The sequence below is a fragment of the Herpetosiphonaceae bacterium genome, from assembly GCA_036374795.1.
Lineage (GTDB): Bacteria > Chloroflexota > Chloroflexia > Chloroflexales > Kallotenuaceae > LB3-1.
In genome coordinates this window covers 1-17,988 of the sequence record DASUTC010000250.1, presented here as the reverse complement: position 1 = coordinate 17,988, position 17,988 = coordinate 1, and the positions used below count along the sequence as shown (strand labels likewise).

General features: G+C 63.2%; 11 protein-coding genes. 3 read left to right on the top strand and 8 right to left on the bottom strand.

Annotation, left to right across the window (positions count from 1 at the left end; genetic code table 11):
• Positions 1–278 precede the first annotated feature (278 nt).
• From VFZ66_18550 to VFZ66_18530, 5 genes are all read right to left on the bottom strand, one after another.
• Entirely contained in the window at positions 279–4,004 is a 3,726-nt protein-coding gene (locus tag VFZ66_18550; protein ID HEX6291191.1) for a hypothetical protein, read from the bottom strand.
• Between the two features lie 870 nt (positions 4,005–4,874).
• A complete protein-coding gene (locus tag VFZ66_18545) occupies positions 4,875–6,299 on the bottom strand; it encodes a hypothetical protein (GenBank protein HEX6291190.1) in 1,425 nt (474 codons plus the stop codon).
• A gap of 176 nt (positions 6,300–6,475) precedes the next feature.
• Positions 6,476–6,718, bottom strand: coding sequence for a hypothetical protein (locus tag VFZ66_18540; GenBank protein HEX6291189.1), 243 nt, complete (start codon positions 6,716–6,718; stop codon positions 6,476–6,478).
• A gap of 88 nt (positions 6,719–6,806) precedes the next feature.
• Positions 6,807–7,577: a bacterial transcriptional activator domain-containing protein gene (locus VFZ66_18535; GenBank protein HEX6291188.1), complete on the bottom strand. Its 771-nt coding sequence runs from the start codon at positions 7,575–7,577 to the stop codon at positions 6,807–6,809.
• A gap of 226 nt (positions 7,578–7,803) precedes the next feature.
• Complete coding sequence (locus tag VFZ66_18530; GenBank protein HEX6291187.1) at positions 7,804–8,817, bottom strand: LacI family DNA-binding transcriptional regulator; 1,014 nt, start codon at positions 8,815–8,817, stop codon at positions 7,804–7,806.
• A 342-nt stretch (positions 8,818–9,159) separates the two neighbouring features.
• On the opposite strand from VFZ66_18530, the gene VFZ66_18525 reads away from it, so the two are divergent.
• Together VFZ66_18525 and VFZ66_18520 are read left to right on the top strand one after the other, a co-directional pair.
• The gene (locus VFZ66_18525; protein HEX6291186.1) at positions 9,160–10,161 is read left to right on the top strand and encodes an SAM-dependent methyltransferase; all 1,002 of its coding nucleotides are present in this window, start codon (positions 9,160–9,162) and stop codon (positions 10,159–10,161) included.
• Between the two features lie 387 nt (positions 10,162–10,548).
• On the top strand, positions 10,549–11,046 hold the full coding sequence (locus tag VFZ66_18520) for a MaoC family dehydratase (GenBank protein HEX6291185.1): 498 nt from the start codon (positions 10,549–10,551) through the stop codon (positions 11,044–11,046).
• A 185-nt stretch (positions 11,047–11,231) separates the two neighbouring features.
• Here the strand turns inward: VFZ66_18520 and VFZ66_18515 are convergent, their stop codons facing one another.
• Both VFZ66_18515 and VFZ66_18510 read right to left on the bottom strand, forming a co-directional pair.
• A complete protein-coding gene (locus tag VFZ66_18515) occupies positions 11,232–11,768 on the bottom strand; it encodes a DinB family protein (protein HEX6291184.1) in 537 nt (178 codons plus the stop codon).
• Positions 11,769–12,437: 669 nt separating this feature from the next.
• Complete coding sequence (locus VFZ66_18510; GenBank protein HEX6291183.1) at positions 12,438–14,687, bottom strand: excinuclease ABC subunit UvrA; 2,250 nt, start codon at positions 14,685–14,687, stop codon at positions 12,438–12,440.
• Positions 14,688–14,861: 174 nt separating this feature from the next.
• On the opposite strand from VFZ66_18510, the gene VFZ66_18505 reads away from it, so the two are divergent.
• Positions 14,862–15,611 carry a MerR family transcriptional regulator gene (locus tag VFZ66_18505; protein ID HEX6291182.1) on the top strand — a complete coding sequence of 250 codons (750 nt, stop codon included), beginning with the start codon at positions 14,862–14,864 and terminating at the stop codon, positions 15,609–15,611.
• Between the two features lie 6 nt (positions 15,612–15,617).
• Here VFZ66_18505 and VFZ66_18500 read toward each other — a convergent pair.
• Positions 15,618–17,988, bottom strand: a 2,371-nt coding sequence (locus tag VFZ66_18500; GenBank protein HEX6291181.1) for a condensation domain-containing protein, incomplete at its 5' end; no start/stop codon positions are given.

Sequence of the window (17,988 nt, the reverse complement as noted above, 5' to 3'; positions counted from 1 at the left end):
GAAGAGCTGAGCACGGTGCTGGGCCACATCGGCGGAATCGCCGGCTTCCGCGCCGCCGTATGGCAGGTGCCGGAGAGCGGGATCACGATCGCGGTGGGCCTCAACCAGGCGAACATCGATCCGAACCTGCTGGCACGTGATACCCTCGACATGATCCTGACTTGGCAGGGGCAGTAGACGATCCGGCGGGATCAGCCGAGGCCGTCCTCCGCAATGTAACAGCAAAACGACGGACCAGCGCATATGCTGGTCCGTCGCTGATCCGAAGCGAGATACGACTAGAAACAGTCGTAGTCGAAGTTGAGGCCGGGACCGCTGCCGCCATCGGGTGACGTGTAGCGTGTCACCAGATCGACGCCCCAGTTGGGCACCAGGCCGTACGGATTGGGCGTGACATACCACGCGCCACCTTCCGCCGTCGCAGACGATACGGCGACGCTGTTCATGGACGTGCCGTGCGGATGCGGGCGGAGCGTCGCCGAGAGCGACCAATCGCAGATCGCCCAGCCGCTCGTGCCGAACCAGTAGCCCTCGTGGTTGGTGTACCTGTGGAACTGCACATTCACCGGGACCGTCTGGTGTGTCTCGTAGTTCACCAGCGTGATCGTGCTCGATCCGAAGGGCCACGGCCAGTCAACGCGGATCGCGAAGTAGGCGTAGAGGTCGAGGTACACGCTCATGTTGGACCAGCCGAACGAGAACTGCGAGTATGCGCCCGCGAGCTTCGACGTAATGCCCCAGGTGAGCGAGAAGTCCGAGAACCCGGTCAGCGTCACCGCGAGGTTGTTGACTTTCGGGTTGACGCCGACATGGTAGGCCCACGGAAACTCAAGGAACCCGCCCTCATCCCACACGCCGCTGTCGGCCTTGTAGTAGTTGTACGAGCCCCACACGCTGGCGTAGAGCGAGCCCGTGGCCGGCGATGAGGTGAAGCGCACGCCCGATCCCGAAGGATAGACATTCGTGGTGGCACCAAGGTCGGTGATGCCAAACGAGAGCCGTGCCTTGAGGTCGCCGCCGAAGAGGCTGGCGTCCGAATACGCGCTGCCGTCGAGCGTGCTGGCGTTGGCCGAGTACGCGATCGTCGGGCCGTTGCCGCTGGGATCGCGTCCAACCGTCATCGTGAAGTCGGATGGTAGCTGCGAGAGCGACACGTAGCCCTGGAAGCTGGCGCTCTGCGGCACGACGCGGAAGCCGGCGTACATGCTGGAGATCGGCGCGGTGGCGTCCCAGGCGAGGGTGGACTGACCGTTCTGGAGCGTGTACGCGACATGGATGTCGTCAGGGATGTTCGACACCTCAAGCCGACCGTGGTTCACGCCGAACGTGGCATCCGCCCAGAGCGAGCCCATCGCGGCGGTCTGGGTGAGATCGACCTTGGTGCGCTTCGCGCCGCCGGTCAGATCTTCGGTCTTCATCGTGAACGAGAGCGTCTGCGGGTTCGGAATGCCATTCAACTGAACGTACGCATCCAGCGCGGGAGAGACGAAGTTATCAAGCTCCACGTCCGCGACGAGGTAGTTGCGCGTCGGACGCCAGTTGGTCAGCGAGTAGATGTTGTTGCGCGAGTCGATTGTCACCGACGAGGGCAGGCCCGTCAGCCAGAGCGACGTTTTGACCGCGCGCGCCGTGCCCGATGCGCCGTCGCGAACTGCCATGCCGTGGACCGTTGGCGGAGCGGGGGTCGCGTTCAGCGCGGCCTGCGTGCCGTACTCGGCGTAGGCTTGCAGGTCGGGATTGCTGTTGGTCGTGACGGTGGTGCCCTCGCCGAAGGTGGCCTGGATGCTCGACGGGAGCGCCGAAAGCGTCGCGTAGAGATAGGCGCGCTCGCCGGTGAGGAAGTTCAGGTCGCCCTGCGCGATAAACTGCCCGCCGCCGCCCATGCGCAGATCGACGAATGTGGACTGGCTGGAGCGCTTGTACTCGACGTAGCTCACCTGATTCATCTTGAAGCTCGCGCCGACAAAGTCCGTGCCGGTCGAGGCCTGCTTGAAGGCGACGCTCAGGTGATTGCCCGACGACGGCACCGCTGCGACCAGCCCGCGCTTCGAGAGCGTACCGGAGACGCTGGCGATGGGCGCGCTGGCAGAGAACTTCGCAAGGCCGTCGTCCACGTCGATGCGCATGTCTCTGGGAATGCCCGTCGCCGTCGCCGAGGCCGTGAGCGCCTGCGATCGGTCGTACATGGCGGTCGAGAGCGAGTCGATCGCGCTGTTGGCGCTGTACGACACCGAGAGCGGATCGGTCACGCCGGAGACGGACCAGGCGGTTGGAATGCCTGCCACCGTGCCGCCGAACGACTGAGCAAGACCCTGCGTGTCGTACTTGGAGACGCCGAAGGTGGCCGATGTTACCCGCGATGATGCCGTGTAGGAGACGTTGAACGGCGGCGTGAACGTGAGGCCGATCCCGCTGGGAATGCCGCGCACGTCGGCGGTGATCGCTGTCTTCGTCGACGGAGCTGCCGTGTTGGGGACGCTCACGTCGCTGAACGTGATGCGCGGGATGGATGCGTTGGCGTTGTAGGTGAGCTTTGTGGTATTGCTGCTGTCGGATGTCACCTTAAGGTCGAGATGCGTCGGCAACTGCTCGATGACCGTCACCATGTCGCGGTGCGATGTGCCACGATCCATGGAGATGCTAGCCGTGACGGTGGGCGAGATGCTGGCGTCCACGGCGCTCTCGATCACATCCTGCGTTCCGGCGCGATAGATCCTGACATCTGCCTTGATCGCGCTGGGAACGGGCGCGAACTTGATCGCCGTTTTCGTCGGATCTTTCAAGGTCGCCGTGGGATCGCTCAACGTGCTTGCCCGCGCATAGTCCGTCAGGAGCGTCAGGCTATTGCCGGGACCGGACCGCGTGATCTCGGCGCGGAGCTGCACGTCGCCGGTGAGCGCGGCTGCCGTATCCTTCAGCGTGACACGCGCTTCCTGCACATCGCCGAGCGTATCGTTGCGCGCGTCGAAGCCGGCCAGGATCTGGAGGTCGGCGTTGACGACGCGATAGACGACGAACACCTGCGCGGCCAGCGGTGTGCGCGCGGGTCGCACCGACAGCGAGGCCGCGAAGCCGCCGAGCAAGAAGTCGGGATTGGTCGTAGGCGTCAGATGCGCAATCACATCGGGGCCGAGCGTATCGTCGATGTCGAGCGGAACGGGCGTTCCGAGCGGTGTACGCACCGGCGCGCACTTCACCGGGCCGCTGCCCACCGATCCACACGCGAGGTAGGTAGTGGCGTCCAGCAGGTATTCGAGCAGCGCGGTTGACGGGGCGCTCGGCAACGGCTCAAGCTGCGGAACGTTGCCCAGGATCTCCTCAAGCAGCGCTGGCACCTGCACCGGCAGCGACTCCAGGGGCACGCTCTCGTCCACGACAGGCGGCGCGGGCGGAGTGTGCGGAGCTACGTCAGCCGCCTCCGTCGTCGGCGGAGCCTTCACGATGCGCTTCGTATCGTGCAGCGCGTCGAAGGTGGCGTTGATCTCTTCCTGGCTCATGCCGGGAAACTGCGGAATCCCTGCATCGACGGGCGCCGAAGCCGGTGGCTGCCGTTCATTGACCGTCTCCTTGAGCTGGCCGATGAATCCATCTTTATCGAAGATAACGGCGTGAACGAGGAACGCCAGCTCTTCAAACGTCTGCTGATCGCTGGTGGCATTGCCTGTCCACACATCCTGGCCGAACTCTGGGATCGTCGCCTGCCAGTGTTCGATCAGGCGAACCGTCAGTGCGGCCTTGGCTTCGTCGCTCAGATGGTTGAAGCCGTCGTCGAAGAGTCCGGGGCGATTGAGGTAGGCCTCGAGCTCGTCATGCGCCAGGAAGCGCGTCGTCCACAGGTTGACAAAGCGCTCGATCTCTGAAACCGAAACCGAGTCGGCGGGAACATCCCAGCGCGTGCCGACAACGCTCCAGTTCGGCTCGGCTGCGGCCTTGACGTGAGACGCGGGCACGGTAAACGACGCGACCGCGAGGATGATGACGAGCAGCGCCATCATCATGGACATGGGACGATTTCTGCGTTGATAGGGGGTGAACACGTCCAGTAACCTCCAGATTGGTGCGGTACGACACACGTTACGTAGGATATATGTACCTAAATGCAGCAAAACGACGCTTATCAACATTCTACACCACTAAGAATGGTGGGAGATAAGGCTTCGCAGCTTCGGTCCCCTCGGATGACGCTGATCATACAGCCAGAATCAGGGATATTTCGGCATAGCGTCCCGTAGTATTAGTACTTCAGTAGGGGTATGCAATAGGCGAGGCGGCGGCGTAACTAAGTACAATTCTGGTCTGATCATGGTACGATTGGGTAGGTCACGAATCAGCGTGCGCTTGGTCGACCGTGGTGGCATGGCGTGCTGCCTGGGACGAAGCGATCCAGCGCCCGCGTGCTCATGGCTGCCTGCCCTGCCAGGATTTCAGCCGGGGAATCCAGCACGGCACCTGTGCTTTATAGGCGCGATCGTCTGCTCCAAAGCGCTGCGCTAAGCCGCGCTCCTCCACAAGAGGCACGAGCCACTTGAAGGGGGATGGCAATGACCACCCAATATCAAGCGAGCCGGTCTGCCAGACCAGCGCTGCGGGAATGACGACAAGAGGCATTAATGGGGAAAGGTCAAGGAGGACTGGTCGCCGTTTCATCGCACGATCTCCGAACGGCAGACACGCCCGTCTGTTCGCTGCCAACCCAGATCGGGCGCGGGAAGGGCGAGCAGACTCCCCGCGCCTGTCGGTGCAAACTGCTGCTCGTAGCGCCACGCGGCGGAACGGGTCCAGGCGGCCTAAGCGGCGTCGCAGATGTGCAGCTCGTGCGTCTTGTTCCCGCGCCAGGGTCGCCGCGCCGAGCGTCCCGCCGCGACGACATAGACCTATGACGCGCCCTGCTTCTGCTTCACGATGCCGGCGATCTTCTGGAGGGTCGCATCCACCTCGCCGCCGTTGAGCCAGACCTCATCCAACGTCCTATTGATTTCGTCCGTCAGGCCTGGATAGTTCGCCAGCCCCGACCAGATCGCGTAGCCGACCTCACGCGCGTCAATGAACGCCTGCCAGTTGGGCGGCAGGTTGTCTTCTGAGACGACCTCGTCGGCGCCCTTGATCGAAGGTAACGCATTGCCACCACCTTTGAGGCGAAAGATCTGGCCGTCCCTGGAGACGAAATCGGTCAGGAACGCAAAGGCGGCGTCCTGGTTCGCGGCCTTAACATTCTGCACCAGGTAGGCGGCGCCCAGGGGAGCCGGCTCGATCTTCTTCCCCGTGTTGGTGGGATAGGGCACGATATCGGCCTCGATGCTGGCCGCCTTCTTGAAGGTCGGCAGGTACCAGCGACCGGCGGCGATGAAAGCGGTCTGCTGCGACAGGAACATCGCGTCCAAACCCTGGCCCTTCGGCAGCGACCCTGAGTAGGTGAAGGTCTTTGCGCTGAGGTTGTCCAGAACGAACTGGAGCGCTTCTTTGGCTTTGGCATCATCCGCCGCGACAAACGTATTACCATCAAAGACTTTGCCGCCATTCGTTGTAACCCATGCCCAGTTCGGACCCCACCAGTTCTCGAAGATTAGCCCGCGCTTCCCCGTGGCAACAACCTGCTCCAGCATCGCGGTCAGCGCATCCCAGGTCCACTTGCTCTCCTTGTAGAGATCGGCGGGCAGCGTTGTCACCCCGGCCTCCTGGAGGATCTTCTTGTTGTACCAGAAGACCAGCGGGTTGCAATCGACCGGCATGCCGTAAATCTTGCCATCCGCAGTTTTGGCTGGACCCCACGTTCCTTCGTAGAACTCTTCGGGTTTGGACTTGCTGGTAGGCCCGCTTACCCGCTCGGTCAGGTCGACGATCAAGTTGCTCGCAACCAGCTTGCTAAGGGTGCTGTCGCCGGAGTAGAAGATGTCAGGCCCGGTGCCGCCAGACAGTTGTGTCAGCAGCTTGCCTTCATAGTCCGTCGGAAGCGGGATCAGCTCGGCCTTCGCACCCGTCCGATTGTTCCACTCGTCGGTGAACTGCTTGAAGCGCTCGATCTCGCCGGGTGTGCCCCAGGTCGACCATTTGAGAGCAGCGCCTTTGAGCGCAGCACTTGCCTCGCCTCCGGCTGCTCCCGTGGCGGCAGCACTCGCCTGCCCGCCAGCGGTGCCACCCGACTGGGCACCGCCATCGCTTTGACCACACGCCGCGAGCGCCAGGCTACTCAGTGCCGTCGCGGAGGCCGTGAGGAATGTGCGCCGCGTGATGCCTTTCGGTTTGTGCTCACCGTCCATAAGACCCTCCCATCTGTGTACTAACGATGTGCTCAGGTACATTCTGTAAAGCTACAAAGCAGGAGCGCTGTATTCGGGATATGACCGAGATGGGCCACGAGGTGGTTCAAGGCGTTAAGTGGCGGCTCGTCGGGAGCACGCTGTCACTCCGGTAGGGTGAGGCGGGATGAGTTGCGACAGGCAACCAGACGGGGACGAGCCGTGTTGTTGCCACCGGGTCATGATCCTTCCGATCGAGACTTGGTCTGCTCGCGGTCGCTTAGCCAGTCGGCAATGGCGCTGGTCAGGCTGGACACGTTGGCAAATCTTCCCCGGCGCGCACTTGTTGAATCAATCAGGTCGCCGTGGATCAGTCGACCATTACGATCCAACGTCAGCCGCACAATCAGCGTAACGTACTGATAATCTGCCAAGCTATCCTCGTCTGCCGCTATCGCCATTGCACCAAGACCACCTTTCATGCAGCCTGGATAGAACAATCACGGCACATTGCAGACCACAGCGCCCGTGCGAACGTCTTGCTAGGGTCATGTTATCGTCCAGAAAGCATCAGGTTTCTATCATCGCAGCATCCTTGGCCTCGGTCTGGTCGCGAATCTGAGCAAACAGCTCGCTCGTCGCGGGCTCGGGCACAGCGCCGAACGTGGCGCGTAGCAGATCGGCGCAAAGATGATACTGACGCAGGGCCGCTCCTCGCTGTCCGCGTCGGAGGTAGCAGCGCATCACCATGCGATGCGCCTCCTCGTGACAGGGATCAACCGCGAGGAGGTGCCAGAGATGCTCCAGGCAGGTGGCATCGTCACCATTACGAAAGCAGTAATTGGTCAACCGTGATAGGACGGTCAGCACGCGCGCCCGGAGGCGCTCACGCTCCATGATCGTCCGCATATCAACCGCGAGACAGAGATCGCCGCGATACAATGCCACAGCCTGGGTGTAGCACAGCATGGCGGCAGGAATATCACCGGCTTCGACCTGCTGATCGCCGGTGTGGGCCAGGCGCTCGAAGCACGCGAGGTCGATTCCGATTCCGGCCATGACGTTGAGCCGGAGGAAGCTGCCCTCAGCCACCACGGGTTGGGAACGGTGCAGCGCAGGAGCAAGCAGCTTTTGCAGGGCCAGCACATGATTGCTGAGCGAGTGCGAAGCGAGAGCAGGCTCGCTGTGGGGCCAGAGCAAGCCGACGAGTACGGATCGAGCGACTGGACCGCCCTGCTCGACCGCCAGGTAGGCGAGCAGCGTCTCACTTTTGCCACCTGCTCGGAGCGGGACGAGCTGGCTGCCCCGCATCACACAGAAATCACCCAAAACATATATCATGACAGGCCATCCCTGCTCATCGCCTGGTGAGCAGAGAAGCTGTGGCCGCCCTCGCTGGTGCGTGGCGCTGCTGTGGTCAGGATCATCCATCTTCGTTATCCACCCGCTACTGGTAAACGTACGCTCAACGTAGTGAAAGCTCTTTCATCACCAAACCGCCAGCAGCGGAGGCGACATCGCGCCTGTGGGCTGTGCCAGCAGGGTCCGTCGCCATGCCAGGGAAGCGTCACGCGGATGTTCGTTGCATGAGCGTATAGGACAGAGCTACCTGCTGTGGCGCTGGTGCATGCTCATTCAGCCCCGACAGCAGAAGCTCTACCGCCATGCGCCCTGACTCTTTAAGCTGCTGACGGATGGTGGTGAGTCCAATGAACTCAGCCATTTCGATATCATCAAAGCCCATGATTGCCACGTCGTCTGGTACCGCGATGCCGCGCTCACGCGCCGCCCGGATGACGCCTATCGCCTGGGCATCGCTGCCTGCAAAAATCGCGGTCGGCGGCGTCGGCAGATCGAAGAGTCGGTGCGCCTGCTGGCGAGCATGCTCCATCCCAAAGGGGGCTAAGCGGACATATGCGTCGGGCAGCGGTACTCCGGCTAAAGCAAGCGTTTGCCGGAACGGATCGAGCTTCTGGTCGCCGCTGTAGACGGTAAAGGCCGCACCATTGGCATCGACATCGCCCACGAACCCAAAGCAGCGATGACCGCGTGCCAGGAGATAGTCGGCGGCCATGCGCCCACCGGCTGAGTCGTCGTGGACGATACTACTGACGGCATGGGTGGTGGATAGCCTCGAAGGTACGATCTGGACGGTCGCCAACCTGTGCTTTACCAGGCGGGATGCGGTTGCCTCGTCAATGGGTAGGTCGATCACGATCAGCCCGTCCACGCGGTGGGTCAGGGCCAGGTTCGTCAGATACGCATCACGCTGTCTGGCTGAGGCGACATCGTAGATCACCACCTCGTAGGGCAAGCCGACGAGCGCGGCAACCACGCCGCGCAGGCGATCGACAAAGGAATCGGTGGTGAAGTACGGCGTCAGCACGCCGATGCGACCGACGCGCTTGCGCGCACGGGCGAGCGCCTCGAATTTTGGCGTGAAGTCAAGCTCGTCAATCGCGGCCAGGACACGCGCGCGCGTTTCTGGATTCACCCGATCAGGGGAGTTGAGTACCCGCGAAACGGTGGCGATGCTCACTCCGGCGCGCCTGGACACATCGTAGATTGTCGGCTGAGCCATGCATGCCTCCTGCTGTCGGAAACGGCAAAGATGGTCGTGGGAGCTGATTACACGTTTATGAAAGCTCTTACAGCGTAGCACGATCGATCGAGATCTGTCAAGGAGGATCAGCGCTGCGGCAGATCCCGCTCCTGGCGCTGCTGCGCGTCCAGGGCGGCGCGTACGTCCGCATCGATGCGGTCCCGATCAGCGGCGGGGCCGCATGGCGCGTTCTCTCCGGAGTCTTGACACGCACGGGAGGCTGGGCTACCCTGTTGCGCGTGACCATGCCCTTCACGATACATCCCTGGTCCGCACGATGGGATCTTCGCCGTACGCACGACAGAGACGACAGGAGGCTACGTGAGCACCATACGCAGGAGTATCGCGGCAACCCTCTTTCGTGTGATCCAGATCATCTGGCTGCCCATCGGGATCGTCGGATACGTGCTCTTCGTCGTCAAGCTGGTGACGTACAGCCGCCGGACAGGCGCATCGGCCACGGTGCTCGCATCGCTGTACACGCGGTACATGCAGCACCGGCTGAGCACGCGACGCGACGAGCCTGCCGCGCGGCTGATGCTGGTGATGCCCAGCGTCTCCCCGCTCGGCTTGCGTCTCGCCACCGCGCCGACGCTTGTGGCGCACCGGCTGACGGGCTACGTCCCCAGGATCTACCGCTACCCCTACACGGGCGTGCCCCCGATGGCCCATCAGTCGGCTTCTCGGACCACCTTCTACGATCGGGCGCTGGAGCGACATCTCGCCGGCATCGACCAGCTCGTGATCCTCGGCGCTGGCTTCGACACGCGCTCGTATCGGCTCCCAGCGAGCGCGCACGTCCGCTGCTTCGAGATCGACGAGCCAAAGACGCAGGCATTCAAGCGCGAGATGCTGAAGCACGCCAGCGTGGACACGAGCCGGGTCACGTACGTGCCAGCCGATTTCGAGACGGAGGATTGGCGAGCGAAGCTGGTAGCCGCAGGATTCGATCCGGGCAAGCCAAGCATCTTCACCTGGGAGTTCGTGACGATGTACCTCGATCGGACATCCGTCGAGCGCACCCTGCGGACGGTCGCCGGGATGGCCCCTGGCACGGTGCTCGCGTTCGACTACTTTTCGGCTGAACTCCTCGCGTCTCGGTCGCTCTTCATGCGCTACGCACGCGCGGTGATCAACGCCACTGGCGAGCCGTGGAAGTTCGGGATCGACACCACGCCACCCACGAAGGAGCGCGTCGCCGAGTTTCTCGCATCGTGCGGCCTGTCGCTGGAGGAGCAGCGCACCTTTGGGGCGGAAACCGCCCGGAAGCGCCCACCGGCGGGCTTCGCCACCGCTATGGTGAAGTCTGCGGCGAAGACCTGACCAGCAAACAGCGGAGAGCGGCGCAACCCATGTATCCAGCCGCCCCCTGACACACTCGCTCCGTCTCCGTTCCCAGCCCGCGTGTCCTATCGCCTGGGCCTGACAGCTCGTGCAGCGTGTGTGACGCCGGATGTCACACCGAGCGCTGTTCTTGGACGTGGGTCCAGCGACTCAGCCGTGACCATCAGCGCAGGACCGCACGAACCACGGCAGCATATCGCCGCCCATGACCTGGGCGATGAACGCGCCCGGATACATGAGCACCACAGCACGCGGCGATCGGACCGATCCTATGTCTGTGCTCGGCGTGTCGATCTCAGCGTTGCAGTATACTTACAGCATGCGGCATCCTGGACGATTTCCAGGTGCTACGATGGAGGAAGGGCTATGGCAATCAAGCCGGGGTGGCGCGGGCGTGTCTTCGAGGACTTTGAGCCTGGAGACATCTTTGAGCATCCGATCGGGCGGACGATCACCCAAGCAGACAACATCTGGTTTACCCTGCTGACGGTCAACACCAACCCGATTCACTTCGACGCCGCCTACGCGGCCCAGACCGAGTTCAAGCGGCCGCTGGTCGACTCGACGTTCACGCTCGCGCTCGTGACCGGGCTTTCGGTCGCCGATGTGTCGCAGAATGCGATCAACCTTGGGTGGAACGATGTCCGCCTTCCGGCGCCGGTGTTCGAGGGCGACACCCTGTACGCGCAGAGCGAGGTCGTGGAGGCAAGGCCGTCGCGGTCGCGCCCGACGATGGGCATCGTCACGCTCCGTACGACGGGGTTCAACCAGGGTGGTGTCGTGGTGATTGAATTCCTCCGAACGATCATGGTCTATCGGCGCGATCACACGCCTGAGGGATTCCGACCACGTCGACCGGCGTGATGTGGAGCAAGCCGATCGTTCGTGGGCAGGCCCTCATGCAGTGGCGCGCGCCTCCTGAGGCGGCAGCGTGGTGCCTGGGTCCAACCTGATCGCTTCCAGATCAAGGAGGGGCATCTGAAAACGGCACGCTATGCAGCCAGCTTGCACCCAGCAGCACCATGAGCGCGATGCACGATCGGGAGGCGCTATGACGCGCCTTCCCCTGCTTCTACGTCCTGAAGCTCGCCCGTCTCCTCCATGTAGTTCCAGCCGCTCATATCCGGCGGCTCCAGGCCCAACTGCGTGATAATAGCCGAGATCTGCGTCCGGTGCTCGGTCGAGTGGGTAACTGTCTGGACGATCAGGCTCGCGAGCGGGTATGCGATACGCATGCGCGGCGGACGCTGCCGGACGATGGTGTCGGCCCGCGCCGAACGTGCCAGATCGAGCAGCTCGTCGCCAGCCCAGCGCGCCACCTCCTTCAACACCGCAAACCCCGGAAACTGATCTGCCGCGAGCGGCTGCGGCGGCAGCTTGCCGTTGACGCGCTCCACGTAACTCATCTCAGCGCCAACAATATGCACCAGCGTAGCGCGGATCGAACCAAAGCAGCCAATCGCCGTGGCGTCGAGCTGCGCATCGCTTAACCCCTCGCAGAAGTCCAGCAGCTTCACGTTGGCCCACGTATTGTGCGCAAACAGCGTGGTCAACACGCTGGTATCGACTTGTTCATCGTCTCGCATCCTGTCGCTCCTCGCATGCTAGAGTGAATGTAGATGCACAAAGGCAGGGTGCATCCCGATCATGACCAACCTCCGTGGCCGTCTACGCGATCCCACGGCCCTACAGCGTGCTGGAGCTGACCGCCACGCATCCTGGAACGTCGGCCATGTCGACGGTCGCTGCGGGCGGCCATTCCCCAGCCTCATGCCGACGTTCCGCCGGACGCGCAAGCAGATCGTTCCTCGTCCACCACGTCGGTCTATGGGTTTCCCGGTACGTGATCCCAGGTCTTGGCAACCTCCGCGAGCTTGGTGGCGTCATCGAGATACTGCTCAAAGTAGCCACACGTCGTACACACATAGGCTACTACCGGGACGGGGATCGAAAGCCAGCTCGTCCGTACATGCAGATGCGCATCACCCACCCCACCCGCACGCCGATAGACCGTCACCGACCCACATTTTGGACAATGACCTGTTCGCATTGCGCCTCCTCCTGCGAAGCTCTGCTCCTGGTTGGAGGCAGGACACCCGCGCTCATCCCCGGTTCGGTTCCTCCGCCCGACCACATCGCCGGGAGGCTCCCATTAATGACCGACGCAGCGATGAAACCTGTCCCGCCCAGCGATCCGGATGATAGCACAGACCATCGATAGCGGGACAGCGCGGCTGCGCTGAGCGCGGTTGCCGTCAGATGAACCTCGCCGTGATACTTCGCTCGCAGCGTTGCAATGCCTCCGGTGGCCCCTCAAACAACACCTCGCCACCGGCGCTGCCGCCTTCTGGTCCAAGGTCGATGATCCAGTCGGCCTGGCGGATCACATCCAGATGATGCTCGATCAGAATCACCGTGTTCCTGGCGTCGACCAGCCGGTCGATGATGCCCATCAGCAGGCCGATGTCTGAAAGATGCAGCCCGGTGGTCGGCTCGTCCATCACGTAGACGCTGCCCTGCTTGTGCAGCTCGGTCGCCAGCTTCAGGCGCTGCCCTTCCCCGCCCGACACGGTGCTGAGCGGCTGGCCCAGCTTCAGGTATCCCAGTCCCACATCGTTCATCGCCTGCAACACCGCCTTGATCTTCTTCTCGGTGAAGAAGTCCAGCGCCTCCTCCACGGTCATATCCAGCACGTCGCTAATGGTCTTGCCGCGCAGATGATAGGCCAGCACCTCGGACTTGAACCGCTTGCCCTCGCAGATTTCGCAGGTGGAGGCGATGCCCTCCATGAATGCCAGATCGGTGTAGACCACGCCCAGACCGTTGCAGTTGGGACAGCTACCCGCCGAGTTGAAGCTGAAGAGCGAGGCGCTGACCTGATTGGCCCTGGCGAACACCTGCCGAATGTCGTCCATGATCCCGGTATAGGTCGCCGGAGCCGAGCGGCTATTGGCCGTCACGCGCGACTGATCGATCATGATCGCGTCCGGGTGCTGCGCCAGGAAGACCTCGTTGATCAGCGTGCTTTTGCCGGAGCCAGCGACGCCCGTCACGACAGTCAGGACGCCGGTGGGAATGTAGACCGTGACGTTCTTCAGGTTATGCAGCGTGGCATTCCTGATGATCATCCGACCGGTCGGCTGCCGCACGTGCTGCTTGACCCGCACATGACTTCCTGGCAGGTGCCGCTTCAGAAAGCGTCCCGTGAGCGTGTCGGCGCTCTTGAGCGCTGCGTAGCTTCCTTCAAACACGACCTCGCCGCCGTGCGTGCCCGCCTTCGGGCCGATGTCGACCAGATGATCGGCGATTGCCATAACATCGGGATCGTGCTCGACGACCAGCACAGTATTGCCCTTGTCGCGCAGCTTCTTCAGCAGCGTGTTCAGCCGCGCCACATCTCGCGCGTGCAGCCCAACGGTAGGCTCGTCGAGGATGTAGAGCATCTCGGTCAGGCTGTTTCCGAGGTGCCGGATCATCTTCACGCGCTGCGACTCGCCGCCGGAGAGGGTGGAGGTTTCGCGGCTGAGGCTCAGATACCCAAGCCCGATGTCGACCATATGCTGCAAGCGCTCGGTGAGTCCCGCAGCCAGCTTCGCGGCGACCGGATCGGTAAAGCCGTGCAAGAAGGCGATCAGCTCGGTCGCCTCCAGGCCGGCGAGCTCGGCGATATTGCGGCCAGCAATCCTGCAATTCAGGGCGGCCTGGCTGAGCCGTGCCCCACGGCACACCGGGCACGTCTGCGATGTGGTAAACTGCTCGAAGACCGCCCGGTTGCGCTCGGCCATCGCCGCAGGGTCCTTCTTGATATACATGCGCGTGAAGCGCTCGACGAGGCCCTCGTATTTCGAGCCGAATTCGCCGAAGGAGACTTTCACGTCGGCGCCGTAGAGCAGGGCGTGCAACTCCTCGTCGGTGTAGTCCTCGATCGGCTTATCGTTGTCGAAGAGGCCCGACAGCGGATACATCTTCCACAGCCACTTGCCCACCTTGAACTCCGGGTGCAGGATCGCGCCGCCATTCAGCGACTTGCTGCGGTCAAGGAACTTCTCCAGGTCGAGCTGGACGGTCTTGCCGATGCCTTCGCACTCCGGGCACATACCCTGCGGCGTGTTGAACGAGAAGGCGTAGGCTGGTCCGACATACGGCTGTCCAACCCGTGAGAAGAGCAGCCGCAGCAGCGCGGCAATATCGGTGTAGGTGCCCACCGTCGAGCGCGAGCCACCGCCGACCCGCTTCTGATCGATGATGATCGGCGCGTTCAGATGCTCGATGCGGTCGACGTCGGGCTGGCCGTAGTGCGGCAGAAAGCCCTGCACAAAGAAGGTGAAGGTTTCGTTGAGCTGGCGCTGCGCCTCGGCGGCGATCGTGTCGAAGACCAGCGAAGATTTTCCTGACCCCGACACGCCGGTAAAGACTGTGACCTTCTGCTTGGGAATGTTCAGCGAGATATTCTTGAGGTTATTCTCCCGCGCGCCGCGAACTTCGATGAACTGGCGATCCGTCATGCCTGTCTCCTTGACCGTGAGCGTCTCGATCGAGTGGCAGATCGATGGCTGCTCATTGCTGCACTACAATCTATTGTAGAAGGCAGATGCAAGTGTTGAGGGTTGACACAGCACGATGAGGATGTATGCTAGAAAAACGCTTCAAAAGTCGCTTATGGGACATTCGAGTTTGACATGATAGTTAGCACCTATCTCCGCACAAAAGATCTTGCCCAGGCCGTGCATATCAGCGTGCAGCAGGTGCGCAACTACGAGGCCAGCGGATTCATACCGGCGGTCGAGCGCAGCCCAAGCGGGTATCGGCGCTACACGCGCCAGCATCTTGTCGCGCTCCAGACGGCCAGGCTGCTGATACGCGGGTATGGCTGGTCATCGGCGCGGCAGATCATGCAGGCGGTGCATCAAGGCAGGCGTGCTCACGCGCTCGCGCTGATCGATGAGCGTCACGCCGAGCTTGCCGACACGCGCCTTCAGCTTGAGCAAACGCTGGCGGCGCTCAGGGTCTTAGCGGCGCAACTGCCATCAGCGCCGCGCTCACAGATGTCCGAGCGCGTGCGGGTCGGCGCGGCGGCGCGCCTCGTGGGCGTGCGGGTTTCGGCGCTGCGCTTCTGGGAGCAGCAGGGCTTGTTGCAGCCCATCCGTGAACGGGGCAGCAGCTATCGCCTCTACGACGAGCGGCAGCTCCGCCGCCTGCGGATTGTGGCGCTGCTCCGGCAGGCCAACTACGACTTTGCCGCGATTCGTACGGCCCTGGACGAGCTTGAGGCCGGGCAGCCCAGGCGCGCCGTTGCCGCCGTCGAGCGGCGGCGCAGCGAGCTTGCCAGCATGAGCTGGCGCTGCCTTGAGGCCATGGCTGCGCTGTACGCCTATATCAGCGAGTTTGTGGACGCGAGTGATGGCGGTCGATCGCCTGGACGATCCTGACCGTGCTTACCGCATGGCATCGTTAGCGAGATCCTCGGCCAGGCCGGTCAAAACCGCGACGAGATCGTCGAGCATGGCCGTGATCGCAGCGGATGAGCAGCACTGCTGGTCATAGCACATCGTCACCTGGAGCGTCTCGCCCGGCACGACCTCGATCCGCAGGGGATGTTCCGTCTGGGCCAGCGCATCGACCTCGCCGCCGATCCGCCACCGCGTCATGTGCTCGGCGAGCGTCTCGTCCACCGGAAAATTCTCGAAGACGATGTAGCTCTCGAACAGCGGCTGCCGCTGATCGAGATCGCACCACTCATAGATCTTTGCGAGCGGCGTATGCTCATACTGCCGCAGCTCGACCTGCTGGAGCTGAAGCTGCCGCAGCCAGGCCAGCCGATCGATCGCCGGATCAAGCCTGACGCGCACCGGAAGCATATTGATGAACAGCCCGACCATGCGCTCGACACCCGCCAGCGCAGGCGGTCGCCCGGAGACGGTCACGCCAAAGATGACATCCTGGCGGCTGGTATAGCGGCTGAGCAGCACGGCCCACGCCCCCTGAACGATCGTGCTGAGCGTCAGGCCATGCTGCCGCCCCAGCGACTGAAGCGCCGCGCTGGTGGATTGGGGCACGCGGCGGCGCTGGCTGAGGTAGGCGGGCGGCGCGTCGGGGCGTGCCGCGCCGATCCGATCGACCAGCGGCGTTAGCTCCGGGCGATCATCAAACATCTTCCGCCAGAACAGCTCGGCCTCGCGCAGATCTTGTTGCTGAAGCCAGGCCATATACTCGCGGTAGCGCGGCGCGTCGGCAGCGGGCGGCGTGTGCTGCTCCACGAATGCCTCGTACAGCACAAAGACATCCTTGGTGATCAGCGGCAGCGACCAGCCATCGACGAGCATATAGCTGACGCTCCAAACACACTGGAAGCGCTCGTCGGCCACCTGGATCAGATCGACACGCATCTGCGGCGGCTGGTCCAGCGCAAAGCCCGCATGGCGAATCGCCTCGACCAGCGCCGCCAGCCGTGCGCGCTGTTCGGCTGGCGCTGCGTTGCGCCAATCGTAGAGCGTGACCGGCACCTGCGCGTGGGCATGAACAACCTGGAGCGGCTGCGGCAGATGCTCCCAGACGAATGTGGTGCGCAGCACGGGATGCCGATCGACAGCGGCCTGCCAGGCCTGCCGGAACGCATCGATGTGCAGCGGCCCCGACCAGGCGAATGTTTGATGGATGACATACAGCCCCGGCCTTGGCGCGTTGCGGCGCTGATCGAGCATATGCTGTTGCAGCGAGGTGACGGGGTAGAGATCCTCGATCGCTCCAAGCTGCTCGCGGAGCCGTTCGCGTGTCGGCTGATCCAGATTTACCAGCGAAACATCGATCGGCGCAGGGAGGGGCGGGTGCTCGGAAAGCAGCGCGCGGAGCGCCGCCAGGGTTGCCTGTGCCAGCCGCTCGATCGTGGCGGTCCGATGTGCGTGCGGGTTATAGATCCAGGTCAGGCGCAGGTGATCGCCTGAGATCTGCCCGTTGATCTCCAGCAGATGCGCGCGCCGCTCCTGCGGGCTGTGGGTTGGCCCCGCCGACTCCTGCGCCGGAGCAAAGAGCGCCGATTGCGACAACGCCGCATCGAGTTGGCCCAGGTAGTTGAAGCTGATCTGCGGCTGTGGCAGCTCCCGAAGCCGGGCGGCCACATCTGCATCCTGGCTCAGATAGCGCAGCAGGCCATAGCCCACGCCGCGACCAGGGATCGCCTCGATCTGCGCCTTGACCGACGCGACCGCCTGCACGAGCGTATCAGCCCGATCGAGATCGAGCAGCAGCGGAAAGAGCGCCGTGAACCAGCCCACGGTACGCGACAGATCCAGATCCTCGAAGATCGTTTCGCGGCCATGCGTCTCCACGTCGATCAGCAGCGCGCGCGATCCGCTCCAATCGGCCAGCACATAGGCGAGCGCCGCCAGCAGCAGGCTGTGCATATCGGTCTGGTAGATCGCGGGAGCGGCGTGCAGCAAGGCGTGCGTCTCCGCAACACTGAGCGCTGCCGTTAGCGTCTGCACATCCGCCACAGTGTTGCTGCCGACGGCAGAATCCACGGGGAGGGGGGCAATCCGGGCGCGTTCGGGCGAGAGCCAGTAGGCGGCCTCGGCGCGCAGCGTATCGCGCTGCGCATACGCGACGAGCTGCTCGGCCCAGCGCTGCACGTCCGTCGTCTTCGGCGGCAGCGCGATTGCCGCGCCGCTGCGCGCCTGCGTGTAGGCCGTCTCCAGATCCCCCACCAGGATGCGCCACCCGACGCCGTCGATCACCAGATGATGCGCCGCCACCAGTACGCGCGCCCCCTGCGCCGGACCCAGCTCGTACCATCCCACCCGCAGCAGCGGG